This is a genomic window from Vibrio lentus (genome assembly GCF_002875945.1).
Lineage (GTDB): Bacteria > Pseudomonadota > Gammaproteobacteria > Enterobacterales > Vibrionaceae > Vibrio > Vibrio apostichopi.
Genome location: NZ_MCZK01000174.1, coordinates 1 through 23,992, shown reverse-complemented (window position 1 = coordinate 23,992; position 23,992 = coordinate 1). Strand labels below are relative to the sequence as shown.

The following is a 23,992-nucleotide window of genomic DNA, read 5'->3' as shown; positions in this document are numbered from 1 at the left end:
ATGTGAGTTATTTTTATTTTTATGTCATATAGAAAAAATGTAGTGTATAACTACACTAGTCAAATATTGGTAACACTGCTTGGTATTGGTTTTATCCCGCAATACATAAAAATATTAGGCCCAGAAGGTTATGGTTTAATTGCTTTTTATACTTTGCTGCAGTCGTGGTTTAATATTCTTGATTTAGGACTAACACCTACGATAAGTCGAGAGACAGCAAAGAATATATCTGGTGAGTTAGATTCCAATAGTTACTTAAAATTATATAAAGTACTAAACTTATTCTTTATAATATCTTCGATGACTATCACAGGGTTATTAGTTTCTAATTCTGGTTACCTTGCTGAGCATTGGATAAAAAGCGAGAACATAAATGTAAGTATAGTTGCTCAGTGTATTACTGTTATGGCTATAATATTATCTATTCGATGGTTAAGCTCTCTAAATCGGGGTGTGTTAACTGGGCATGAAAGAATAGTTTGGTTATCGATGTACAACTTAGTATTCTCTTTTTTGAAGTTTGTTGGAGTTTTTGCCGTACTAATTTATATCGATAAAACAATTGTAACGTTCTTTTATTATCAGTTGATATTATCGATAATCGAGCTATTAATATTAAATTATAAAGTTCGTACAGTAATGCCAATAAAAAGTAAGAGTAAAACTAATTCGACATTTGATTACCAATCGATTGCCAAGTTTTCATTATCTATTGCTTTGACGGGGGGGATTTGGGTTATTGTTACTCAAACAGATAAACTCATTTTGTCAAAACTGCTTAGCTTAGAAAATTTTGGTTACTTCACGCTGGCTGTACTAGTTGCCAATGGAGTAATGATTTTATCAACCCCTGTAGGCACTGCATTAATGCCTCGACTTGCTAACCTATTTATTAAAGGGAAGCATGATGAGGCTAAATCTGTTATTTCATATTCAACAAAAGTTACCGTATCTTTAGCAGGTTCTGCTGCCTTAGTCTTGATGTCTTGTTCGAAACATATATTATTCGCATGGACTAATGATATTCATATCGCTAATGAAGTCTACTTGGTTTTGAAATTATATGCTTTTGGTAATCTTTTTCTAGCATTTAGTGCTTACTCATATTACATACAATACGGATTAGGCAATGTTAAGTATCATTTAATTGGAAATTTGATTTTTGTTCTAATTCTTGTGCCGTTAATCAGTTTTTTCGCTACTAAATTTGGAACTATTGGGGCCGCAAGTGTTTGGGCGCTTCTGAGCTTTTCGTATTTTGTTACTTGGGTTTCATGGGTCAATTATAAGATATTCCCAGGTTTCCATGTATCTTGGCTGTTACATGATATCATTAAGATTATCTATCCAAGTTTATTTATTAGCATTATCTATATTTATCTTTCAACCGACCCTACTAGTAGGTTAAACAGTTTTGTACAAATTATTGTATTTGGTTGCATTATCCTGTTTATTAACTTGATTCGTTCGAAATTAGTAAGGCTACCTATAATTTATATGAGAAGTAAAAGTGAATAGTCCTGTAGAAGTTTCAATATGTGTGATCACATACAATCATAGTAAATATATAAGAAAATGCTTGGACTCTATGTTGAGGCAAAAAACTAGCTTTCGGTATGAAATAGTTATTCGGGATGACGTGAGTACCGATAATACCCAGCAGATTTTAGAAGAATATGAGCGCAAGTACCCAAATATCATAAGAGTTTTGAAGTCAAAAGTGAATTTAGGGATGAATACTAACTTTATGACGGTAGTGAGGGAGGCTAGAGGGCAATTTATTTCTGTTTGTGAAGGGGACGATTACTTCATTGATAATGATAAATTACAAACACAATTTCAATATTCAAAAAAGTATAAAGATGTAAACTTCTTTATACACAAAGTGAATTTGGATATTAACTCTAAGGTAGTAGATTCTTGTGAGTCTTCGCGTTTTTTTGGCTCTGATGTTGAGGCTCGATTCACTATAAAAGATATTATGACTTTTAAAGGACAGTTTGCAGGGACTAGTTCTTATTTTATTAAGGCTGAGAAACTAAAAAGTTTACCGAAGATATATGAGACTGCACCAGTCGGTGATTTATTCGCTGAGGTCATTGCTTGTGGGAATGAGGGCGGGGTATTCATTCCTAAAGCTATGAGCTGTTATAGAGTAGAGTGTGCTGGTTCATGGTCTGAAAAAGTTCGGGAATATACTCCTGAACAATGGTTGGAATTTGTGAAAAATATGAAACCAATGACTTTTTACCTTATTAACGAATACCCTAATCACAAGCAGTATTTTATACAGCGTTTAGACTGGTTAAATTATGTTTCTTCAATATCCTATTTGGAACTCGGACAATATGGAGAATTTAAGAAGCATATAACTCCAACATCTAAAAATTATATATCTATAGTACATAAAGTCCTAGATAGTATTAAATTTAGCCATTTATTATCTAATGTCACATTGAGAATTTATCGTTACTCGAGGAAGTTTAGGTGATTGGCCTAGTTATATTTAATTGTTGGTGGCTAGGTTGGTTAGCTTTATCAAACACTAATCTCAATCCTCTTTTGTCTGCTAGTTTTTTTACCCAATTAGTCTTCATTTTATGGGTAGTTGCTTTTAACTTAGGGGCGATTTTACTTTATCTTAGTAAAGGGAATAGTGTATCTGAGACTAGCTTTGGAACTTTTACTAATGCTAGATTAAATAAAAGGTTTAATATACTTCTTAGTTTTATTCTCATTTCGGTTACTTGTCTTTTATATAAATCTGGTGCGTTGACATCTTCATATTATGAGTACTTTATAAAGCTTCGTGGAGAGGGTAGTCTAGGTAATAGTATAGCAAGTGGCTTTTGGGCATATTACTTAAAGTTTATCTGTTATTCAATCTCTCTAGCTTTATTATCAATATTATTTTCAAATACAGATCATGAAAAAATATATGTACGATTTGCTTTTGTACTATTGTTTTTTTTGGGGTTTTCATATTACTTCCAAGTTAACTATCCAGTTATGACATTGGCATATATAATTGTGATATCTGTCATCGACCCTCCTGTTAAAAGTAGTTTAGTTAGAAAGAGAAGAAAAGTATTTTTTTCCGCTATTTTCTTGTTAGCGATTATTTTAATTTTTTCCGCTTTTGGCCGTTATGGTTCTTCAAACTTTTTAGCGGTAATGAACCATTATTTGATTTCTTATAATACGTTAGGATTTGTATTTTTTGATGAAAAAATCAATGATGTAAATAGTGTGCTACATAGCCATACATTTGGAATGTCCTTTCTAGGGAGTCTTGAATATGTTTTTGTTTACTTACTAAATATGCTTGGTGATAGCTTCTCATCTTTATCAACTATCCAAGAAAATGTACATGAAAATATGGTCCCCTTGTACCTAAGCAAAGATCCAAGTAGAGGTCTGAACGCATTTGGTACCATCCTCTTTACTTTTTACAGAGACTTTGGATTGTTTGGAGTTGCGTTTTTAGGTGTAGTATCGGGTTTTTTTACCTTTAAATTTAGATATTTAGGTAAGGTAAAATCACGTGTATATTATGCATGTTACATATTTCTTTTACAGTCAATGATCGCTGGTATTGGAGTTAGCCCGTTTGATTTTCCTTACTTTTGGTCGACAGTAATATTTATATTTATATTTGGTAAAACATTCACATTTAGATCTAAGGCAGTTCATGAAAAGTAGTCTCAAACTATCCTCTTGGCTTGATTCCTGCCAAGCTCCTTCGGTTCTAATGATTGACGATCTTTCCGATGCTTATGTCGATAAATATCGAGAGCCGTACAAAAATGATTGGGGGTATTTAACTGATCAAACTGGCGGATGTTTTGACTATATATCAAAAAACCTACTGTCAAAATATCCGCATATAAAGATTTCATTTTTCGTACCATACTTAAGACATAACGTAATTAAGGATTCAAGTAATGTTATTAAATATGATATTGCAGATAGAGAGGAGTTTATTTCTTTCCTTAATCAATTGGTTCAGTTAGGTCATGAGGTTTGTTGTCACGGTTCAAATCATGGTATGTATATAGATGGAAAATGGTTTCAGGAATGGGATTTATTTGAGTCTCAAGACGAAGCTAATACTATGGTTAAAAAAGCAAAAGAGTATTTTTATAATAACTTTGATTTTAGAATATCTGGAGGTAAATATTGTGGATATAAGTACAATGAATATTCAGATGTTTCTATTGCTTTCGGGGATTTTAAATATTGGTGCAAAGACGCTAGATTAGATCTAAAAAGCGATATAAAGGAAAATGATAATGGTTTTTTGGAATTTCCTACTAATATAGCCGGAAATGTTTTTGTGAAATATTTGTATAAAAAGGAAGTTATCTGGAAAGATATTCTATCTAAAATCCTTTTTCCATTGCAATATTTTAAGAATAGAAAATCGACACGAGAATTACGTTGTGCCATAACTCTTGGTAAAATAATTAGTATTCAAGAACATTATAGTCCTTCTACAACAAGGGGGTTAGTTCAGTCGTGTAATGTAATATCAGATATTGAAAGTTTACAAAGAATATATTCAATTTTGTCAGATTACGACATTTGGTATGCAACGTGTGAAGAAGTAACTGACTATTATTCACTTCGTGAATCATCTTCAATTGTTGTTTCTCATGATAATATCAACGTTAGAGTTGGATCTCAGAGTGTTGTAAAAGAGGCGCTGACTATCGAAAGCAATTGTAAGTTTAAATTAATTTCGGAATTTGGCGAAGAATTTGTTGCAATATATAAGGACAGTCGATTTTTTATCACAATCGTCGTGTCTTCAGGTGATAATAATTACACATTAATTAAGTGAGGTGATTGGTATTTATGGGATTATTAATCGTTGGTTCATTGCCTTCTCCAATTGGTGGAGTCAGTACTTTTTGTGAAAGGTATTGTTGGAACAAACTGAACTTTGGCTCTAATATAGAGTTTATTGACTTATATGAAGGAGGGAAAAATAGTCCTTTACTATCTAGGGAGAATTTTTCTTATCGTAATATTGCTAGCCAATCCAATTTTTTTGTTTATTTTAGATTGATATTGTTAGTTTTTTTGTTCGGTAATAGAGATGTTTACTTTAATTTTAGTCGTTCTCAAGCTATTTACCTAGTAATGGTTCTATCATTTATGGTTCGTATTAGAGGAGGGCGCTCACATCTTATCTTACATCATGGGCATCTTGAGAATAACCTAGGTAAGTATTGTAACTATATTGTTAATTTCGTGGATTGTATTTTTTATTTGAGTAAAGAGCAAAAAAAATTTTACGAATCAATCGGATTTTTAAATAAGCTGGAGAGTATTGATTCCTACTTGCCTCCACTTTATTCTGGGGTATCGAATGTACGACCATTGTTCCCACGCAATGTGTTAGTCTCTGGAAGCGACAACGAATATTATAATGTTGTTAGTACCTTAGAGTCACTAATCTCTGTGTCAAAGAGTAGGTTTATTTATCTTAATATTTCCGTTGTTATTTATGGTAGGTGCAACCAAAAGTTTAAATCAAGGTTAAGAGAACTATGTAATTTTTCTGATGAATCACCTTATTACAATGTTAATATATATCAAGATCTTGTCGAATATGAATTTATAGATCTTTTATCTGGTCAGGATCTCTATATTAGAAATAATTCAATTGACAGTTTTGGAATTGTAGTCGCTGATGCAGTAAATTTAGGTGTTAAAGTGTTAGCATCTAATGTTTGTTCTCGATATGTCGGGGCTAATATTTTTGAGTATATTGATGAAGCCTCTTTCATTCCTTTTTTTCTAAGTTTTTATGATGAACAGATTCCAAGTTTTCGAGTATTGTGAATTTTAATTAAAATATTGGATTATTATGAAAGTAGTAAGAGTGTATCACACCGTTAAGTATTTAAAAGCCATTCAAATTATAAGTAGAATAACAAGAAAGTTGAAATTTGTTAGGTGTAAAAAAACAAACGGGAAACTGTCCCCAATTTCATCGAATTATAAAAATATTACCTTACTTCCTTCATCTTATGTTGGTGATAATCAGTTTGTTTTCTTGAATGATCCTGATTTTATTACGAACTGGAACGATCCCAATAAAAGCAAACTTTGGCTTTATAATTTGCATTACTTCGATGATTTAAACCAGTCTGGGTGGCAAAACAGAACCGAAGTTCATCATAGTTTAGTCAATACCTGGATAGAACAAAATCCGAAGATGATGGGAAATGGGTGGGAGCCTTATACCATTTCACTTCGGGCTGTTAACTGGATCAAGTGGTTTTTATCGGGTAACGAACCAAAAGAAGAATGGCTGACTAGCTTATCATTGCAGGTTCAAGCTTTAGAGCAACAATTAGAATATCACTTGCTGGGTAATCACTTATTTGCAAACGCAAAAGCTTTGTTGTTTGCTGGTTGTTATTTCAAAGGAGAATTAGCTGATGAATGGTTAAAGCGTGGCTTAGGTATTTTAAATGAAGAAATCCCAGAGCAAATTCTTGCTGATGGCGGTAATTTTGAGCTAACGCCTATGTATCACAATATCATTCTTGCCGATATGCTCGACTTGTATCAACTGAGCCTCGTCTATCCGGACTTAATTCCTGAGCACACTAGCAGTTACTGGAGTGAAAGCATTGAAAAAATGTTTGGCTGGGCTGAGTTAATGCAACATCCAGATGGCGATGTTTCGTTCTTTAATGACTCTGCTATTGGCATAGCGCCTAAGCTTAATCTATTAAAAGAATATGCTTCAATCTTGAACGTTGATGTCCCCGTACTTCAAGACAATAGAGTTACCCTGTTAAAATGGAGTGGCTATGTTGTTGCGAAAGTGAGCAATAAAAAGCTGATTATAGATGCCGCTAAAGTCGGCCCTGATTATATTCCCGGTCACGCCCATGCCGACACACTCTCGTTTGAGTTAAGTATTGATGAGCAACGTGTGTTCGTGAACAGCGGTACTTCAGTCTACGGCTTAGGTGATGAAAGGCTCAGACAGCGTAAAACTGAGACTCATAACACTGTCGTCGTTGACGATGAGGACTCTTCGGAAGTGTGGAGTGGTTTTCGAGTAGCAAGGCGGGCCTATCCAAGTACACCTGTTATTACTGATGATGGTCAGTGTGTTAGTGTTGAATGCTCCCATAACGGATATATGCGGTTGCCTGGAAAAGTTACACACACACGTAAGTGGCAACTGGGGCAAGAGAGTTTAACCATTGTGGATACACTAACAGGTTCGTTTAATTCAGCGCGGGCCCATTACCACTTTCACCCAAGTATTGATATTTTGACTGATGGTGATGACATCGTTCTTCAATTACCTGATAGTAGCCAATATCAAGTGAATATCGAAGGTGCTGATGCAGTAGTAGTTGATTGTACATGGCACCCCGAGTTTGGTCTCTCTATAGCCAATAAAAAGTTGGTATTAAATTTTAAACAGAATGAAGTGAACTTTGTTCTAAAGCGAGCGTAGCAATGCATATTCTTTTTCTGACTGATAACTTTCCGCCCGAAGGCAATGCGCCAGCAACCAGAACTTATGAACATGCCATCCGTTGGGTGAAAGCGGGGCATAAAGTTACGGTGATTACGTGCGCACCAAACTTTCCTGAAGGTAAGGTATTTGATGGGTTTAAAAACAGCTGGTATCAAACTCATGATATCGATGGCATAAATGTCGTTCGTGTAAAAACGTTCATTACTGCAAATGAAGGTTTTGTAAAACGTATTCTGGATTACATGTCATTCATGGTAACGGGCTTTATCGCAGGGCTGGTTCAGAAAAAACCGGATGTCATCGTAGCGACTTCACCTCAGTTCTTCTGTGCTTGCGCCGGTTGGGCGTTATCAGCAATTCGTAGAAAGCCGTTTGTGTTTGAACTGCGCGATATATGGCCTACGTCTATTACAGCTGTTGGTGCGATGAAAGACAGCTTTGCTATTCGTATGCTAGAAAGAATAGAAATGTTTTTGTATCGAAGAGCCGATTCCATTGTTTCGGTAACCCATGCCTTTAAAAAGGAGTTGATTGAACGTGGGGTGGATGGAGAAAAAATAGAGGTTGTTTTAAATGGCGTTGATCTGACTAAGTATGAACCTTCTTTATCCAAAGATGCTGGTTTAGCGCAACAATATGGCTTGGAAGGTAAGTTTGTAGCCGGTTACATTGGTACTCACGGTATGGCGCATGGCCTAGAATATATTGTGGATGTAGCTGAACGGTTGCAAAACAATGATGATATTCGGGTTGTATTTGCAGGTGGTGGTGCAGCAAGACAAAAGGTTATTGATCTTGTCGAAAATAAACAACTCAAAAATGTAGTATTAATTGATCGACAACCAAAAGAGATGATGCCTAAGTTATGGTCTCTTTGCGACGTTTCATTGGTTCCCTTAGTTAATAGCGATCTCTTTAAAACTGTTATCCCTTCTAAAATTTTCGAGTGCATGGGCATGGGGATACCCACGATCATGAGTGTTCCTGAGGGTGAAGCTACAGAGATTATCCGTGAGACGGATTCGGGGTTAGTGGTTGAAAGTGAAAATGTGGATAAAATTACAGCTGCAGTTTTAAAATTACAAGAGGATAAAGAGCTATATCAGCGCATACGTAATAATAGTATAAAAGCCGCGCCAAAGTATAGCCGAGATATTATGGCGATGGATATGGAATCTATTTTTACAAAGTGTGCTAGTTAGTATTTTAAAATATACTTAGTCGCATATTAAAAGTATCCAATTTCATATTCCTAACTTGGATACTTTTAATTCTAGCATTCACGTAAGCTTCCTTTCAAGCATCTCACGCTATAGCCACAACTTAGTCGTACTTACATCTTTTTCCTATTTGAGTTGTGCTTTTCTGATATAAGATGTGATTTTCCAGATATTGCTCATTAATGTTAGGTAAATTGCGAAGCAAATTATAAAGCTATAGAACATAACATATTCTGGTATATTTAACATTTCAGATGTAATGCCTATTACAGCATATAGAATCGCAATACTACAAATTACGATAAGTGTTTGTGTTGAGCTAAACCCCAAGCGTTGAAATATGTGATGTAAATGTTCACGATCGGGTTTGAAAGGGGAGTCACCTCTTCTTATTCGTCGCACCATAATGGCAGCCATATCCATCAGAGGAACGGCAATTAACCACAATGCAGTAACTGGGCGCAACGGTGGCGTGCTTCCATTTTGGCTAGAGAGTAATAGTAACCAGATCACCGTGAAGCCAATTAACATACTCCCAGCATCTCCCATAAACACTTTTCTTTGTCGACCAAATACACCAAGGTTGAGTAGGATATAGGGAACAATTGCAACAACTAATATCAAACAAGTATAGGCTAGCTCCGACTGCCCATCAAAATTAAGCATAATACCGAGTCCACCAAAGGTTACTATGGATAATCCTCCTAACAGGCCATCTATACCATCAACCATGTTGAATGCATTAATTGCCCCCACAACAGCAAGTATAGTGACAAAGTAACCAAACCAGCCTAACGTGATAACATCACCATTACCAAAGACATCACCTATAGTATTGAGCTCAATTCTACCAACTACCATCATGATGACAGATAACCCAGCTTGTACTGCAAACCTTAGCTTAAAGCTAATGTCGTATTTGTCATCTAAAACGCCAATGCTTACCAGGATCAAGATGCATGCAGCGTAGAGTTCTGTGTTTGGCAGAATATTTGGGTTATTGAATAGAAAGTAGAGGATAGAGATACAAATTGACACGCCTCCAACTAAGGGGATAGCACCTTTATGCAGTTTACGAGCATTTGGCTTGTCGACTAATCCTATTCTTTTTGCAAATTTACGCATGGTAAAAGTGGTCGCAAGAGAAAAGAAAAACAGGAAAGAGAGATCAATAAATGAAGTGAACACGATTAAGCCTAATTATAGTATTTGGAGGTATTTTAGTTTATCTCACATCGAGTTGAAAGAACGGAGGGCAATCTACGTGATCTTTCTCTATTGCACGTAGAAGGGCTTCTGGCGTTGCATGACTAATCGAACACATTTAGTTGGGACAAAGATCGAAATGACATTTTTTTTCACATCCGACCCGCCTACCTGCGACGTTTCTTGATCTTCCGCTACAGTTTTGACTGTAAACTGTAGTAAAATTACGCTAATTTGTTTCTATACCGATTTATTTTGAATTGAACGAGGTCAGTCCTATGTCAGCTAAGAAGCCAATGGCTCTAGTGATCCTTGACGGTTACGGTTACCGTGAAGACAACCAAGACAACCAAGACAACGCTATCGCGAACGCTAATACACCTGTATTAGACGGTCTTATTGCTAACCAACCTAACACGCTAATCTCGGCTTCTGGCTTAGATGTAGGCCTACCTGATGGCCAGATGGGTAACTCTGAAGTGGGTCACACCAACATTGGTGCGGGTCGCGTGGTATACCAAGATTTAACACGTATTACTAAATCAATCGCAGACGGTGAATTCGGTCAAACTGAAGCGCTAGTGAATGCTGTTGATAAAGCGGTTAAAGCGGACAAAGCGGTTCACATCATGGGCCTTATGTCTCCAGGTGGCGTTCACTCTCATGAAGATCACATCTACGCAGCCGTTGAAATGGCAGCAGAGCGTGGCGCAGAGAAAATCTACCTACACGCTTTTCTAGATGGTCGTGATACACCGCCACGTAGCGCAGAAAACACACTGGCACGTTTCCAAGCGCTATTCGCTAAGCTAGGTAAAGGCCGTGTGGCTTCGCTTATTGGCCGTTACTACGCAATGGACCGTGATAACAACTGGGATCGCGTTCAAGAATCTTACGACCTGCTGACTCAAGCAAAAGCTGAGTTCACATTCGACACTGCAGTAGCTGGCCTAGAAGCGGCTTACGCTCGTGATGAAAACGATGAGTTCGTGAAAGCGACTGAAATCAAAGCGGAAGGCGAAGAGTCTGCCGCTATCGTTGATGGCGATGCGGTTATCTTCATGAACTACCGTGCTGACCGTGCTCGTGAAATCACACGTGCATTCGTGCCTAGCTTCGACGGTTTTGAGCGTAACGCATTCCCAGCGATCGATTTCGTGATGCTAACTCAATACGCAGCAGACATTCCTCTTCTATGTGCATTCCCACCGGCTTCTCTAGAGAACACCTACGGCGAGTGGTTATCGAAAGAAGGCAAAACGCAGCTGCGTATCTCTGAAACAGAGAAATACGCGCACGTGACGTTCTTCTTCAATGGCGGCAAAGAAGACGAGTTTGAAGGCGAAGAGCGTCAACTTGTTGCTTCTCCAAAAGTAGCAACTTACGATCTACAGCCAGAAATGAGCGCGCCAGAGCTAACTGAGAAGCTAGTAGCAGCAATCAAAGGCGGCAAATACGACGCTATCGTTTGTAACTTCCCTAACTGTGACATGGTTGGCCACACTGGCGTTTACGATGCAGCAGTTAAAGCCGTAGAGTCTTTAGACGAATGTCTTGGCCAAGTAGTTGAGGCAATCAAAGAAGCCGATGGCCAACTGCTTATCACTGCAGACCACGGTAACGCGGAAATGATGGTAAACCCAGAAACGGGCGGCATCCACACGGCGCACACGAACCTACCAGTGCCACTTATCTACGTGGGCAGCAAAGACGTTGAGTTCAAAGAAGGCGGTAAGTTGTCTGACTTAGCACCAACGATGCTTTCTCTATCTGGTATCGCAATTCCGGCTGAGATGTCAGGCGACGTGATCGTTAAGTAATCACTTAACTTTCATCGAATACTAGAACGGCTGCACGCGAGTGTGGCCGTTTTTTTGTATTTGGAATTTGAGTATAGATGCGAGATACGAGATACGAAGAGCTTAAGGCCAGATACGGGATTCGGGTAAACGAGATTCGAAGAGCGATAAAGCCCAAAGATCATTCCTTCTTTGCATTTCGCATCCCGAATCTCGTTTACTCGTTATCTTCTTATCCTGTCATTCCAGAATTGAGGAACGAAATATCTGGAATCTCATGCCTAGCTGTAGGGAATGACGTTGTCCAAAGTGTAATGATAAGGGGCAGAGGCGGGGAATCGAACCGGGATACGGGTCGTGACAGGACTAAAAACAGAGAAAGAAATCCTTCTTTGTTTCTTTTCGCATCTCGTCACTCGCTACTCTCATCTTGCTTTCAAAACCGAACGTTCAAAATCCAACAACCACTCTTTGCGGTTCATGCCGCCGGTGTAGCCAGTTAATGTTCCATTCGCGCCGATGACTCTATGGCAAGGTACAACAATACTAAACGGATTCTTGCCGTTCGCACCACCCACTGCTCTTACTGCTTTTGGGTTGTCCATTCTCTTTGCTTGTTCGCCGTAGCTGATGGTTTCGCCATAAGGAATGGTAGTTAAAGCCTGCCAAGCTGCTTTTTGAAAGTCAGTGCCTTTTATCGATCTTAATGGTAAATCGAATTCTGTTCGTTGACCTGCGAAGTACTCATCTAACTGTTTTGCCGCCAGTTGACATAGCTCATCTGGATTGCTGGTAATAGGCTCATCATGGTTTACATGATCGATTTCTATTATCGACTCGCCATTGCTTATGATTATCATCTTACCAATCGGCGCGTCATAGAGCATTTTGTAAGTACTGTATTCCATGTCATCTTCCTTCTTTCTTTCTAGTCTTTAATATCTCGTACCTGCTTTTAAGCTCTTCGCATCCCGATACCCGAATCTCGTATCTGTTTTTGAGGCTCTTCGCATCTCGATTACTCGCATCCCGCATCTGCTTTAGCCCTTACACGAAGTGCAAAGCAATACCCTGAAATACCACCCATGATGTTCCCCAAGGCTAAACCGATAAACAACCCTTCGACACCATCAATCTGGCTGCCGGTCCAAGCGAATGGAAGAGTAAATACAAACAGGCGCATGAAGCTCCACTGAAAGGCTCTGAGTGGTTGATGCATCGCATTCATGGCACTAATCAGCATCATGACAATCCCTTGGAATCCATAGCTAAATGGGACAACTAACAAGTAATGCCACAAGATGCCTCGTACGGATTCTTCTTGAGAAAAGAGGGCGGCTAAAGGGATGCTCAATGGCACCATCATTAAGAAAATCAAACCTTGGAACATCACGGCGAAGCGCATGCTTAAGAACAGAGCTTTGAAACTACGCTGTGGATTATCAGCGCCAAAGTTTTGCGCCATAAAAGGCGTGAGGGCAGAAGTTAGAGACATCAACACGATGATCAAAATCGATTCAATACGCTGGGCAGCTCCGTAAGCCGCCACAGCTTCTGTCCCTTGTTTGGCTAACATCACCATGATAATGGCGCCAGCAATGGGGTTCAAGGCATTGGAAAGGGCAGCTGGAGTGCCGATGGTTAAGATCTGTTTCCAGTCATCGAAGATGTTTTTTAGTTTGGGCGGAGCAAGCAGCTTTTCTCGTATGGTTAACACATACAGTGAGCTACACAACGCACCAAACCAACTGAATCCGCTAGCAATGGCTGCGCCTTGAATTCCTAGCTCAGGGAAAGGCCCGTAACCGAAGATCAGTAGCGGGTCGAGAATGCCGTTAATAAGGCCAGCCAACATCATAATTTTAGCGGGGGTTTTGGTATCGCCACTCGCTCGTATCGCGCTGTTGCCTGCCATAGGTATCACAAGCAGCGGTATCGCTAAATACCAGACCGACATATATTCGGATATCAGTGGCAGTAACTCAGGCTCTGCTCCCAACAGTGTAAACATGGGTTCTAGCGTAACGAGCCCCAGTGTTGATGCAAAACCAACAAGAAGCACAGCAAGCAGTAAACTGTGGCAAGTAAAACGAGCTGCATTTTTAGCGCAACCTTGGCCAAGTAATCTTCCTATACATGTCGACAAGCCAATGCCTATGCCCATGGTAATGCAGTTGATGGCGAAGGTGACAGGGAAGGTAAAGCTCACCGCTGCAAGGGCTTGTGTGCCGAGCAATGAGATAAAGAAGGTATCGACAAGGTTAAACATCAAGATCGCGACCATGCCGAATATCGTCGGTATGGTCATAGTGCGCAGAGTCTGTGCTATCGGGGCCGTGAGAAGCCCATGCTTATCTTGCATGTAAAACGCCGATTGAACTAGAATAGTAGAGGTAGAATACAGTGAATTGTCATCTCTCTGAAGATCACTTTCATAAAGTTTACAAATCGTACAATACTAACAGCATACGGTGTGATAGCATTCTGCCGTTAATAATTTAGATGTTTTGAGAGATTTAAAGTGAAACAGCAGACACAACCACAGCCGTACTCCCCGCAAAATCCACCGATGTATACAACGAACGATGAGATTGATCTGAGAGAGCTTTTTAAGGCACTGTGGGACGGTAAGTTAATAGTCATATTGGTGACTGCTTTACTCACTGTTAGTAGCATTGGGTTTGCTTTATTAGCTCAAGAATGGTGGTCTTCTAATGCCAAGGTCACAGAGGCTCAACCTCAAAACTTAGCTGCATATCAGCAGCAAGTGAAGCAGTTTCAACCTATTTTCAATATTTATCAAGAGGATGGCACAGTCCTTGTTAGTAAGGGCCTAGATAGTTTGGTTGACTCTGAGATTTTGTTCCAACGTTTTGTGAATACCTTTAATTCAACGAATAATAAGAGAGATTTCTTAGATAATAATGTTGAGTTCCAGGAATTTAAACGCTCTGTTGTTGGCAGTTCTGAGATGATAACGGATGAAATTAGAGCCTTATATGCAGAATGGTTTGATAGAATTTCTGCTTCTAAAATAGATAAAAAGGATCGTAATTCACCATACACTATTAGCTTTCAAACAACGTCTAAGGAAAGTAGTTTTGACTTGTTAACAGCTTACATTTTAACGACAGAGTTAAAAGTTCATGAAGATGCGTTTAATAACTTACGAGCGGTAGTGAATGGCAAGCGTAATGAATTGATTCAACAAAAAAGAATTTTAGAAAGCCAAGCAAGCAATAAGTTGTTAGTTGAAACTGAGCGAACAAAATATGCAGCCCAAATAGCCAAGTCTGCAGGAGTCGACAGACCTATTCAAACAGGTAATGAAAGTGAACTATTTAGTATTGATTTAGGTGCTAAGGGCTTAGATGCAAAAGTTAAAGCTCTAGAGTCAGTTAAAAATTTAAGTGTTATTGAGCCTCATCTTCAACAAATAAATGCAAAACTGGATATGTTGAAGAACCTTGAAATTGATCGAAATGCTGAATTTCAAACATTCCGTTTCCTAGAAAATGTAGCACAACCAATTACTCAAGATAAACCTAAGCGATCTTTGATTGTCGTTCTTGGCACATTGTTAGGTGGCATGTTGGGTGTTGCGATAGTTCTAATACGCTTTGCGTTTAGAAAAGAAGACTAAGTTTTAAAACGGCTAGTGTTACTCACTAGCCATTTTTTTTAACATCCCTTGTTGTTTGAGTTCCCTCACAAAAAGTCTCTTTCCCCCCTTGGGATCTTTCACATTGCCCCAACATACTGATTAACCCATGCCAATCGTGGCAACTATCATATTAAATGGAAATTATCAGGAGATACGACCGATGAATATCCGTCCTCTACACGACCGAGTTATCGTTGAGCGCCAAGAAGTTGAATCTAAATCTGCTGGTGGCATCGTTCTAACTGGTTCTGCCGCTGAAAAATCAACGCGCGGTACTATTCTAGCTGTTGGCAAAGGCCGCATTCTAGAAAATGGTTCAGTACAACCATTGGACGTTAAAGTTGGCGATACCGTTATCTTCTCTGAAGGCTACGGCACTAAAACTGAAAAGATCGACGGCAAAGAAGTTCTGATCATGTCTGAAAACGACATCATGGCGATCGTTGAGTAATCCGACCCATAAACTGAACTGACTGAATAAAGAATTTTAAAGGAAATTAAGATGGCTGCTAAAGACGTTAAATTTGGTAACGACGCACGTATTAAAATGCTAGAAGGTGTAAACGTTCTGGCTGACGCAGTAAAAGTAACGCTAGGTCCTAAAGGCCGTAACGTTGTTCTAGACAAATCATTTGGCGCACCAACGATCACTAAAGATGGTGTTTCAGTTGCACGTGAAATCGAACTTGAAGACAAGTTCCAAAACATGGGCGCACAAATGGTTAAAGAAGTAGCTTCGCAAGCGAATGACGCGGCGGGTGACGGAACAACTACAGCTACAGTACTGGCTCAGTCTATTATCGCTGAAGGCCTAAAAGCGGTTGCTGCTGGTATGAACCCAATGGATCTTAAGCGCGGCATCGACAAAGCGGTTATCGCGGCTGTTGAAGAGCTGAAGAACCTTTCTGTTCCTTGTTCAGACACGAAAGCTATCGCTCAAGTAGGTACTATCTCTGCGAACTCTGATTCGACAGTGGGTAACATCATTGCTGAAGCGATGGAAAAAGTAGGTCGTGATGGCGTAATCACGGTTGAAGAAGGTCAGGCTCTACAAGACGAGCTAGACGTCGTTGAAGGTATGCAGTTCGACCGCGGTTACCTATCTCCTTACTTCATCAACAACCAAGAAGCAGGTTCTGTTGATCTAGAAAGCCCATTCATTCTTCTTATCGACAAGAAAGTTTCGAATATCCGTGAGCTTCTTCCGACTCTAGAAGCGGTTGCTAAAGCATCTCGTCCACTTCTTATCATCGCTGAAGATGTAGAAGGCGAAGCGCTAGCGACTCTTGTTGTGAACAACATGCGTGGCATCGTTAAAGTGGCTGCAGTTAAAGCACCTGGTTTCGGCGACCGTCGCAAATCTATGCTTCAAGACATCGCAATCCTAACGGGCGGCACGGTTATCTCTGAAGAGATTGGCCTAGACCTTGAGAAAGTAACGTTAGAAGACCTAGGTCAAGCTAAGCGCATTACTATCACTAAAGAAAACTCAACCATCATTGATGGTGCGGGCGATGAAGTGATGATCAAAGGTCGCGTTTCTCAAATTCGTCAACAAATCGAAGATGCAACGTCTGACTACGACAAAGAGAAGCTTCAAGAGCGCGTAGCTAAGCTAGCTGGCGGTGTTGCAGTAATCAAAGTTGGCGCAGCAACTGAAGTAGAGATGAAAGAGAAGAAAGACCGCGTAGAAGATGCACTTCACGCGACTCGCGCTGCTGTTGAAGAAGGTGTGGTTGCTGGTGGTGGTGTTGCACTTATCCGCGCTGCATCTAAAGTTGCTGGCCTTGAAGGCGACAACGAAGAGCAAAACGTAGGTATCCGCGTTGCACTACGTGCAATGGAAGCGCCTATTCGTCAAATCACTAAGAACGCAGGTGATGAAGAGTCTGTTGTTGCTAACAACGTTCGTGCTGGCGAAGGTAACTACGGTTACAACGCGGCTACGGGTGAATACGGCGACATGATTGCAATGGGTATCCTAGATCCAACTAAGGTAACTCGTTCTGCACTTCAGTTCGCAGCATCAGTTGCTGGTCTTATGATCACAACAGAAGCGATGATCACTGACAAGCCTCAAGATTCTGGTCCTGCAATGCCTGATATGGGTGGCATGGGCGGTATGGGTGGCATGGGCGGCATGATGTAATCATCCCCTTTTCTCGTAACAGAGAAAGTCATACATAAGCTTTAGAACGGAGACCTCGGTCTCCGTTTTTGTTTTTGAAGAGCAGATACTTAAGAGCAGATACGAGATGCGAGTAATCGGGATACGAAGATCTTGAAAAGCAGATGAGGGATTCGAGTAATCGAGATACGAAGAGCTTGAAAAGCAGATGAGGGATTCGGGTAATCGGGATACGAAGAGCTTGAAAAGCAGATACGGGGTTCGAGTTATCAGGATTTGAAGAGCTTTAAAGGCAGATTAGGGATGCGGGTAGTCGGGATACGAAGAGCTTTAAAGACAGATGATAGGTGCGAGTAAGCGAAATTTGAGAAGATAAAAGCATAGAATCTGAACTATCTCTAACTTGGTTCTTTATTAATACTTTTCTACGATGTTCTTTTGAGATGATTAGGTTTTCGGTCTTTAGGTAGAAATTGTGCTTTATAGAAAACTTGATGTTTGGCAACGAAGTCGGCAGTTATCGATAAATGTTTATCGGGGAATGTCTATGTGTAGAGACTTTGGTTTCAAAGATCAGATTACCCGCAGTGCTTTATCTGTACCCAGTAATATCGCTGAAGGCTGTGAGCGAAAGTCTCTTAAAGAGCGTAAGCACTTCTTTGCAATCGCGAAGGGCTCCATCGGTGAGTTTGCAACACAAGCTGACATAGGCTCTGAGGTTGGGTTCATTTCCAAGAATGTTGGTGAGCAATGGCAATCGGAAGCACTTCAAATATCACGCATGTTAGGAGCTTTAATCAAGTCACTAGAACAGTAAGCTTCTTTGCCTTTCGCATCCCGTGTACTCGAATCCCACATCTGCTTTTATCTCAGCTCTTTGTCTTTCGCATCCCGTTTACCCGTATCTCTCATCCGCTCTTATTCTTTTCGCATCTCGCTACACGTATCTCTCATCCGCTTTTAGTCTTTTCGCATCTTGTTTACTCGAATCCCGTATCTGCTCTTAACCATTGCTCTTTATGACTTAGCGGCTTATATTCAACAGTACAGTTATGACATCAATTTAACATGGCTAGCTGTTTAATTAAGGATAATAAATGCTTGATTGGTAATATATAAATCAAGTTAATAATAGTCAGTGGAGACTTCCCCAATGAAAAAATTACTTTCAGTACTCGCTGTGTCTGCCGCGGTAATGGCACCGGCTGCATTCGCTTCTTCGCCTGTTATGTTCTCAACCATTAACGGCTTCAATGCACCGGATTCAGATGCTGTTGGCGGCGTTCGTTTAGCGCTTCTTCATGGTCAAGTTAATGACCTTAAAGGTGTCGACCTTGCGGTTATTGGTATGTCAGAGACGCAAACCACAACTGGTGTGAACCTAGGTATCTTTGGTGCATCAAAAGTGAACCAAGAGATGACTGGTGCTTCACTTGGTTTCTTCAACTGGAATACAGGTAAAACAACGGGTCTAAACCTAGGTGCTGTAAACATCACTAATGATGTGAAAGGCGCGAACGTGAGCTTCGTAAACTACTCTGAAGGCGACACTATGGTCGATGTTGGCGCAGCTAACCTTTCTGATGTATCAACGGTTCAAGTGGGTATTTTCAACAAAACAACGAAGATCGAAGGCGTACAGATTGGTCTGATCAACTGTGCTGACAACGGCTTCTTCCCTTGTTTCCCAATCGTAAACTTCGCTAAGTAAGTTTATTGTTGAATGCTTGGTTTGCTATTTATTGGTAAACCAAGCTTATTAGCAACCGATCTCGTTAGTAATTAAGTTTATTGGTAAATCGGGCTTATTAGTAACGCCTAAACGTCTCTGTTTAGGCGTCATTATTTCAATACCACCTCGAATCCAAATCCCCCTTCCTGCACACAAAAATACAATAGGCATGTTGTTTTATATTAATGGTTGCGGTGTTTTTATTTATAAGTACAATGTGCGATAAATTCACAACGATGATTTATATGCTTTGATTAATACCCATACCATCGATTTTAAAAAGGCTTTCCTATGCCTGACCGCCATCTTTTTTGTAGTATTGAGCTTATTGCTCGTTGATTCAGCGGAAGAATCAAATCAACAGTATGGAATTGAAAACCAAGGCGTGACACGCTCTTTGACCGAGCTGACTCAGATCATCAATGCGCTTGAATACAACATCACTGCGCTCTATCCACTGCATGGGGATACGTACGTGTTTTCGCATGAGAAAAAGCGAGAGGACGAGACGTGTTACTTCATTAGTGAAGACCAGCAAGCTCCTCGTTTTGACTTTATGTTCTCTGGCCCAAGCGAGATGTGTGACCCGAAGTCGGAACTTCACCTCGAAGCCAGTAAGCGTTTATTTATCGCCCCAACCATGGCTTATTTTGCTAATACCATAGAGACTATCTCTGCCATCTATTTCATCTCGAAAGAGAAGTTTATTATCTCTTCCCCCTCCGATATTGCCCAATATATGAAAGGCGATACGTTCGACTCTGTCGTAAATAGCAGGCCATATTGGATTAATACAGTTCGCTTTGGCTTAACTCAACGCCAAGATCAGGTGGTGTATACCGGTCAATATGATGATTACCTCACGAACAAAAAAGTGGTGACCCTGACCAAAGGGATCTACGTTGATGGTGAGTTCAAAGGTATCCTTGGTGTTGATGGTTATGTCGCGAATCTGGTGTCGAACCCAAAACACGGCTATGAGGTATCCAGTACGCTAGGGCCGAATAAGTATGGTTTCATGGACTTCACGCATTCACAGCCACTCTATGTCGATGGCATCAATACTCAGCTTTATCTGAATATTGAGGAGGCAAAGTGGCAGCACTTTCTGCATGTACTTGAGATAGATAAGCTTCAGCTTTCAATACTATTGGCTCTATACATAGTCTCGGTGGTGTACCTATGGCGTTTCTATACCACACAAGAGCATCAGCGATTAAAAGAACTGGCGATGAGAGATCCAATGACGGGATTACTGAATCGCCGTGGCTTTGAAGCTAAATTGTTAGCACAAGAAGAAGCGCCGATTATTGGCTTCGGTGTGTTCGATATTGACGACTTCAAAGAGGTGAATGACCGCTTTGGGCACAAGGTCGGAGACGAAGTGATTTGTCATGTTGCTCAACTGATGATGAACAGTGTTAGACAGCAAGATATCGTCGCGAGGTTTGGTGGTGAAGAGTTTGTTGTCGCGATTACGGGCGAATCATCTGAGCTGCTTACGTCGATTTTTGAACGGATACAAAACGACATCAATTTACAAAGTTACCGTTGTGCGAATGGTGACAAGATTGATATATCGGTTTCAGGGGGCGCGACGCTTTACTCGCTGTATAAGTTCGATAGTGTCGGACACTTGTGGGAAAACCAGAGTATTCGAGCTTCTGACGAGCAGCTTTATAAGGCCAAAGCTTCGGGCAAGAATCAGGTGTTGATTCACGTGTATTAGCATTGTGCTTTGTTCTGGAATACGTTTCCAAACGAGCAAATGTGTAAGCGAATAGCCTAGTTGTTTTTCAACTAGGCTTTTTGATTTGATTTGATGAAGGGGGAGAGTTGTTACTTTTTCATTCGCCCTTTGTTCATCCATTTTTGGTGAACACCACGACGTAGGCTTTGGAAGCTGTTTTCCACCTTGTCGACTCCAAGCAGAATCACTAGAGCCATTAGCGTGATAATGACCGACTGTGAAAGGTGCCCTAATGCAATCATCATCCCCAACGCCGCTAATACCCAAATAATGGCCGCTGAGGTGACACCATGAATTTTGCCATCCAGTGTCATCATCACACCTGCACCAAGGAATCCAACCCCTGTAATGATCTGACCAAGTACACGAGCCTGGTCGAGAGTGTTGGGGGATAGGCTAATCGCCATGGTGAGGAAGAAATAGGTACCGCTGATGATAAGGATCGATGTCCTTATTCCTACGGGTTTACCACGAGTTTGTCTTTCGATTCCGATCAATGAACCACACAGCATACATGCCGCAAGGCCTGCCCAGCTAAAGGGGGCAAGGTTGAGAGTTTGTTCTATAAATTGTGTCATATCACCCCTCCTAAGAATTTAGAATAGAGCCGAGTATGCTAATAATAGACCGGACGATCGAACAAAAAATTTTTGTCTTAACGGTTGGTGCTAATGCTGAAGCGCTAGCAGCCTGTCGTGGTTAGTGTGAAGGCCGGTGTTGTCGTCTCGGTCGCTTCTTGGTACTCAAGATAGCAGTTATCAGACTCATTTTTTCGGCTAGAAGGTGCATACAAAATGATGCCATCATGCGCATCTGTGTTGGTAAAGAACCAGTCAGCTCGACCCGTATCCCAAACAGCATCTAGAAAAGTTGATTCAATGAGCTGTGACCAAGTTTGATCATTCATCGCTGCAGGGTAGCCGTAGACGACTGAGATATCGTCGCCCTCAACACTAATGGATGCGCTAGCTGCTTTATCTAAGCCTAATGCTGATGTCTTACCATAAAGCATAGCACTTGCACCTTCCATTCCGCCCTTGAGGCCATTTAATGTTGAGATACGCGCATCGGTTTGAAGATTAAGAAACTTAGAAGCCGCGGTGACTGACACAATGCCCAGAATCACGATCACCACGACTAGTTCAATGATGGTGAAGCCTTTCTGTTGAGCTTGTGATTGTGAGCGAGCGCTTAAGGCGTTGGGATTCATTGATATGACTTCTTTATTCAATGTGTAGATCGAGTGGCGTTTTGCTGCTGCGGCCGCCTATCTCGCGCGTTAACTTTGGTACTAGGTAACCAGAAACTTCAGAGATCAAGCCTTTGAAGTGACGCTTGGCTTCTTCATCAGAAATATAGAAATGAGCGGCGCCCTGAACTTTATCAAGTACATGCATATAGTAAGGTAAAATACCTGCGTCGAATAGCTTCTCACTCAATTCTTTCAATGAGTTAGCGTTGTCATTGACCCCTTTTAGCATCACGCCTTGATTAAGCAGAGTCGCACCGCTTAGCTTCAACTTATGGAAGGCTTGCTTGAGCTCTAAGTTGATTTCATTGGCATGATTAATATGGCTGACCATCACCACGTTTAGACGAGTATTAGCCAATGTTTGGCACAGTTCGTCAGTCACGCGGGCAGGGATCACGACAGGTAATCGGCTATGGATACGAACCGTTTTCACATGCGGAACCTGTTCGATGGCATTGATCAGCCAATCTAGTTCGCTGTCCTTTGCCATTAGAGGATCGCCGCCAGATAAGATTACTTCGTTGATCTCTGGATGTTGAGCGACATAGTCTAAGCTGACTTGCCAAACTGACTTTGAGCCTTTGTTGTCTTGATAAGGGAAGTGACGGCGGAAGCAGTAGCGACAGTTAATGGCGCAGCCGCCTTTTACGATCATTAGCGCGCGACTTTTGTATTTGTGCAGCAACCCTGGGATCGCGTTGTCTTGTTCTTCCAGTGGATCAGCCGAATAACCTTGATGCACTTTGAACTCTTCGTTTAAAGGTAACACCTGACGCAGTAATGGGTCGTGTGGGTTGCCTTTTTCCATTCGCTCGACAAAACTTAGGGGCACCCGAAGGGCAAATAACTCACGAGCAGCAAACCCTGCTTGCCACGGTGTTGGGTCTATTTCCAATGCTTCAAGCAGTTTTGTCGGGTCAGAGATCGCATTCGATAGTTGTTTGAGCCAGTTTTGCTCAACAGATTCGACTTTTCGGGTTATGATATGCGGCATTGAAATTAACTCAAAGATGTGGAAGAGAAAATCATGGCGTCAGTAAGCACCAATGAATTCAAAGGCGGTTTAAAATTCATGTTAGATAACGAGCCTTGCGCAATTATCGACAATGAATACGTTAAGCCAGGTAAAGGCCAAGCGTTTAACCGTGTAAAACTTCGTAAACTGCTGTCAGGCAAAGTGTTAGAGAAAACATTCAAGTCAGGCGAAAGCTTCGAGCTTGCAGATGTTGTTGACGTTGAACTAGGCTACCTATACAACGATGGCGAATTCTACCACTTCATGAACAACGAAACATTTGAGCAAATCGCAGCAGACGTAAAAGCAGTCGCTGACTCAGCAAAATGGTTAGTTGAAAATGACGTTTGTACTCTAACGTTGTGGAATGATAACCCTATCACTGTTACTCCGCCAAACTTTGTTGAGATCGAAGTAACTGAAACCGATCCTGGCCTAAAAGGCGATACACAGGGTACTGGTGGTAAACCTGCAACTCTAGCAACAGGCGCGGTCGTTCGCGTACCTCTATTCATCGCTATCGGTGAAGTTGTTAAAGTTGATACTCGTACTGGCGAATACGTTGGTCGTGTAAAATAATTTGATTGTGTCCATCTTGTTTAGGATGACTCAGTGAAATAGAAAAGGTCGCTCATGAGCGGCCTTTTTTGTATTTAAAAAGCAGATGCGAGTAAGCGAGATTCGGGATACGAAAAGCGGGAAGAGCAGAT

General features: G+C 40.7%; 21 protein-coding genes. 15 read left to right on the top strand and 6 right to left on the bottom strand.

The window, feature by feature from the left end; all coding sequences use genetic code 11:
- Positions 1-42: 42 nt before the first annotated feature.
- The 7 genes from BCT49_RS23775 to BCT49_RS23745 are packed head-to-tail and all read left to right on the top strand — an operon-like array spanning position 43 to position 8,718.
- A complete protein-coding gene (locus BCT49_RS23775; RefSeq protein ID WP_157938621.1) occupies positions 43-1,518 on the top strand; it encodes a lipopolysaccharide biosynthesis protein in 1,476 nt (491 codons plus the stop codon).
- The gene (locus BCT49_RS23770) at positions 1,511-2,491 is read left to right on the top strand and encodes a glycosyltransferase family 2 protein (RefSeq protein WP_102438657.1); all 981 of its coding nucleotides are present in this window, start codon (positions 1,511-1,513) and stop codon (positions 2,489-2,491) included. The genes BCT49_RS23775 and BCT49_RS23770 overlap by 8 nt, the downstream gene beginning before the upstream one ends.
- A complete protein-coding gene (locus BCT49_RS23765) occupies positions 2,488-3,702 on the top strand; it encodes an O-antigen polymerase (RefSeq protein ID WP_102438655.1) in 1,215 nt (404 codons plus the stop codon). Before BCT49_RS23770 ends, BCT49_RS23765 begins: the two co-directional genes overlap by 4 nt.
- Entirely contained in the window at positions 3,692-4,843 is a 1,152-nt protein-coding gene (locus BCT49_RS23760; protein WP_102438653.1) for a hypothetical protein, read from the top strand. The genes BCT49_RS23765 and BCT49_RS23760 overlap by 11 nt, the downstream gene beginning before the upstream one ends.
- A 14-nt stretch (positions 4,844-4,857) precedes the next feature.
- Positions 4,858-5,850: a hypothetical protein gene (locus BCT49_RS23755; RefSeq protein WP_102438652.1), complete on the top strand. Its 993-nt coding sequence runs from the start codon at positions 4,858-4,860 to the stop codon at positions 5,848-5,850.
- A gap of 25 nt (positions 5,851-5,875) precedes the next feature.
- Complete coding sequence (locus BCT49_RS23750) at positions 5,876-7,492, top strand: heparinase II/III family protein (protein WP_241908115.1); 1,617 nt, start codon at positions 5,876-5,878, stop codon at positions 7,490-7,492.
- Between the two features lie 2 nt (positions 7,493-7,494).
- Positions 7,495-8,718, top strand: a complete 1,224-nt coding sequence (locus tag BCT49_RS23745; protein WP_102438648.1) for a glycosyltransferase family 4 protein — start codon at positions 7,495-7,497, stop codon at positions 8,716-8,718.
- Positions 8,719-8,862: 144 nt separating this feature from the next.
- Here the strand turns inward: BCT49_RS23745 and wecA are convergent, their stop codons facing one another.
- Positions 8,863-9,924: a UDP-N-acetylglucosamine--undecaprenyl-phosphate N-acetylglucosaminephosphotransferase gene (gene wecA / locus BCT49_RS23740; RefSeq protein ID WP_102438646.1), complete on the bottom strand. Its 1,062-nt coding sequence runs from the start codon at positions 9,922-9,924 to the stop codon at positions 8,863-8,865.
- A gap of 296 nt (positions 9,925-10,220) precedes the next feature.
- Here wecA and gpmM point away from each other — a divergent pair, with 296 nt between their 5' ends.
- Positions 10,221-11,762 (top strand): 2,3-bisphosphoglycerate-independent phosphoglycerate mutase, encoded by a 1,542-nt coding sequence (gpmM, locus tag BCT49_RS23735; RefSeq protein WP_102438644.1) that lies wholly within the window; start codon positions 10,221-10,223, stop codon positions 11,760-11,762.
- Positions 11,763-12,166: 404 nt separating this feature from the next.
- Here gpmM and BCT49_RS23730 read toward each other — a convergent pair whose 3' ends face one another.
- Complete coding sequence (locus BCT49_RS23730) at positions 12,167-12,649, bottom strand: methylated-DNA--[protein]-cysteine S-methyltransferase (protein WP_102438642.1); 483 nt, start codon at positions 12,647-12,649, stop codon at positions 12,167-12,169.
- A 110-nt stretch (positions 12,650-12,759) separates the two neighbouring features.
- On the bottom strand, positions 12,760-14,103 hold the full coding sequence (locus tag BCT49_RS23725; RefSeq protein ID WP_102438641.1) for an MATE family efflux transporter: 1,344 nt from the start codon (positions 14,101-14,103) through the stop codon (positions 12,760-12,762).
- Positions 14,104-14,262: 159 nt separating this feature from the next.
- Between BCT49_RS23725 and BCT49_RS23720 the strand changes: the two genes are divergently transcribed.
- From BCT49_RS23720 to BCT49_RS23695, 6 genes are all read left to right on the top strand, one after another.
- Positions 14,263-15,384 carry an LPS O-antigen chain length determinant protein WzzB gene (locus tag BCT49_RS23720; protein ID WP_102438639.1) on the top strand — a complete coding sequence of 374 codons (1,122 nt, stop codon included), beginning with the start codon at positions 14,263-14,265 and terminating at the stop codon, positions 15,382-15,384.
- A gap of 181 nt (positions 15,385-15,565) precedes the next feature.
- Positions 15,566-15,856, top strand: coding sequence for a co-chaperone GroES (locus BCT49_RS23715; RefSeq protein WP_004733324.1), 291 nt, complete (start codon positions 15,566-15,568; stop codon positions 15,854-15,856).
- 51 nt (positions 15,857-15,907) lie between these two features.
- A complete protein-coding gene (gene groL, locus BCT49_RS23710) occupies positions 15,908-17,554 on the top strand; it encodes a chaperonin GroEL (protein ID WP_065113252.1) in 1,647 nt (548 codons plus the stop codon).
- Positions 17,555-18,008: 454 nt separating this feature from the next.
- Positions 18,009-18,350, top strand: a complete 342-nt coding sequence (locus BCT49_RS23705; protein ID WP_102438637.1) for a four helix bundle protein — start codon at positions 18,009-18,011, stop codon at positions 18,348-18,350.
- 336 nt (positions 18,351-18,686) lie between these two features.
- Positions 18,687-19,244, top strand: a complete 558-nt coding sequence (locus BCT49_RS23700) for a VC2662 family protein (RefSeq protein WP_102438635.1) — start codon at positions 18,687-18,689, stop codon at positions 19,242-19,244.
- 271 nt (positions 19,245-19,515) lie between these two features.
- Complete coding sequence (locus BCT49_RS23695; RefSeq protein WP_102438633.1) at positions 19,516-20,994, top strand: sensor domain-containing diguanylate cyclase; 1,479 nt, start codon at positions 19,516-19,518, stop codon at positions 20,992-20,994.
- Positions 20,995-21,104: 110 nt separating this feature from the next.
- On the opposite strand, the gene BCT49_RS23690 is transcribed toward BCT49_RS23695, so the two are convergent.
- The 3 genes from BCT49_RS23690 to epmB form a co-directional block, all read right to left on the bottom strand.
- A complete protein-coding gene (locus tag BCT49_RS23690) occupies positions 21,105-21,593 on the bottom strand; it encodes an MgtC/SapB family protein (RefSeq protein WP_102438630.1) in 489 nt (162 codons plus the stop codon).
- A gap of 104 nt (positions 21,594-21,697) precedes the next feature.
- Positions 21,698-22,225, bottom strand: coding sequence for a prepilin-type N-terminal cleavage/methylation domain-containing protein (locus tag BCT49_RS23685; RefSeq protein WP_102438628.1), 528 nt, complete (start codon positions 22,223-22,225; stop codon positions 21,698-21,700).
- A 13-nt stretch (positions 22,226-22,238) separates the two neighbouring features.
- Positions 22,239-23,261 carry an EF-P beta-lysylation protein EpmB gene (epmB, locus tag BCT49_RS23680; RefSeq protein ID WP_102438626.1) on the bottom strand — a complete coding sequence of 341 codons (1,023 nt, stop codon included), beginning with the start codon at positions 23,259-23,261 and terminating at the stop codon, positions 22,239-22,241.
- Between the two features lie 33 nt (positions 23,262-23,294).
- Here epmB and efp point away from each other — a divergent pair, with 33 nt between their 5' ends.
- Entirely contained in the window at positions 23,295-23,861 is a 567-nt protein-coding gene (gene efp, locus BCT49_RS23675; protein ID WP_009847919.1) for an elongation factor P, read from the top strand.
- The last annotated feature ends 131 nt before the right edge of the window (positions 23,862-23,992 follow it).

Bases quoted from the DNA above. Each gene is read 5' to 3' on its own strand.
- BCT49_RS23690 (WP_102438630.1), bottom strand. From the start codon at position 21,593: ATGACACAATTTATAGAACAAACTCTCAACCTTGCCCCCTTTAGCTGG.
- BCT49_RS23750 (WP_241908115.1), top strand. From the start codon at position 5,876: ATGAAAGTAGTAAGAGTGTATCACACCGTTAAGTATTTAAAAGCCATT.
- BCT49_RS23715 (WP_004733324.1), top strand. From the start codon at position 15,566: ATGAATATCCGTCCTCTACACGACCGAGTTATCGTTGAGCGCCAAGAA.
- BCT49_RS23755 (WP_102438652.1), top strand. From the start codon at position 4,858: ATGGGATTATTAATCGTTGGTTCATTGCCTTCTCCAATTGGTGGAGTC.
- BCT49_RS23700 (WP_102438635.1), top strand. From the start codon at position 18,687: ATGAAAAAATTACTTTCAGTACTCGCTGTGTCTGCCGCGGTAATGGCA.
- epmB (WP_102438626.1), bottom strand. From the start codon at position 23,261: ATGCCGCATATCATAACCCGAAAAGTCGAATCTGTTGAGCAAAACTGG.
- BCT49_RS23730 (WP_102438642.1), bottom strand. From the start codon at position 12,649: ATGGAATACAGTACTTACAAAATGCTCTATGACGCGCCGATTGGTAAG.
- BCT49_RS23760 (WP_102438653.1), top strand. From the start codon at position 3,692: ATGAAAAGTAGTCTCAAACTATCCTCTTGGCTTGATTCCTGCCAAGCT.
- BCT49_RS23685 (WP_102438628.1), bottom strand. From the start codon at position 22,225: ATGAATCCCAACGCCTTAAGCGCTCGCTCACAATCACAAGCTCAACAG.
- BCT49_RS23725 (WP_102438641.1), bottom strand. From the start codon at position 14,103: ATGCAAGATAAGCATGGGCTTCTCACGGCCCCGATAGCACAGACTCTG.
- BCT49_RS23745 (WP_102438648.1), top strand. From the start codon at position 7,495: ATGCATATTCTTTTTCTGACTGATAACTTTCCGCCCGAAGGCAATGCG.
- groL (WP_065113252.1), top strand. From the start codon at position 15,908: ATGGCTGCTAAAGACGTTAAATTTGGTAACGACGCACGTATTAAAATG.
- efp (WP_009847919.1), top strand. From the start codon at position 23,295: ATGGCGTCAGTAAGCACCAATGAATTCAAAGGCGGTTTAAAATTCATG.
- gpmM (WP_102438644.1), top strand. From the start codon at position 10,221: ATGTCAGCTAAGAAGCCAATGGCTCTAGTGATCCTTGACGGTTACGGT.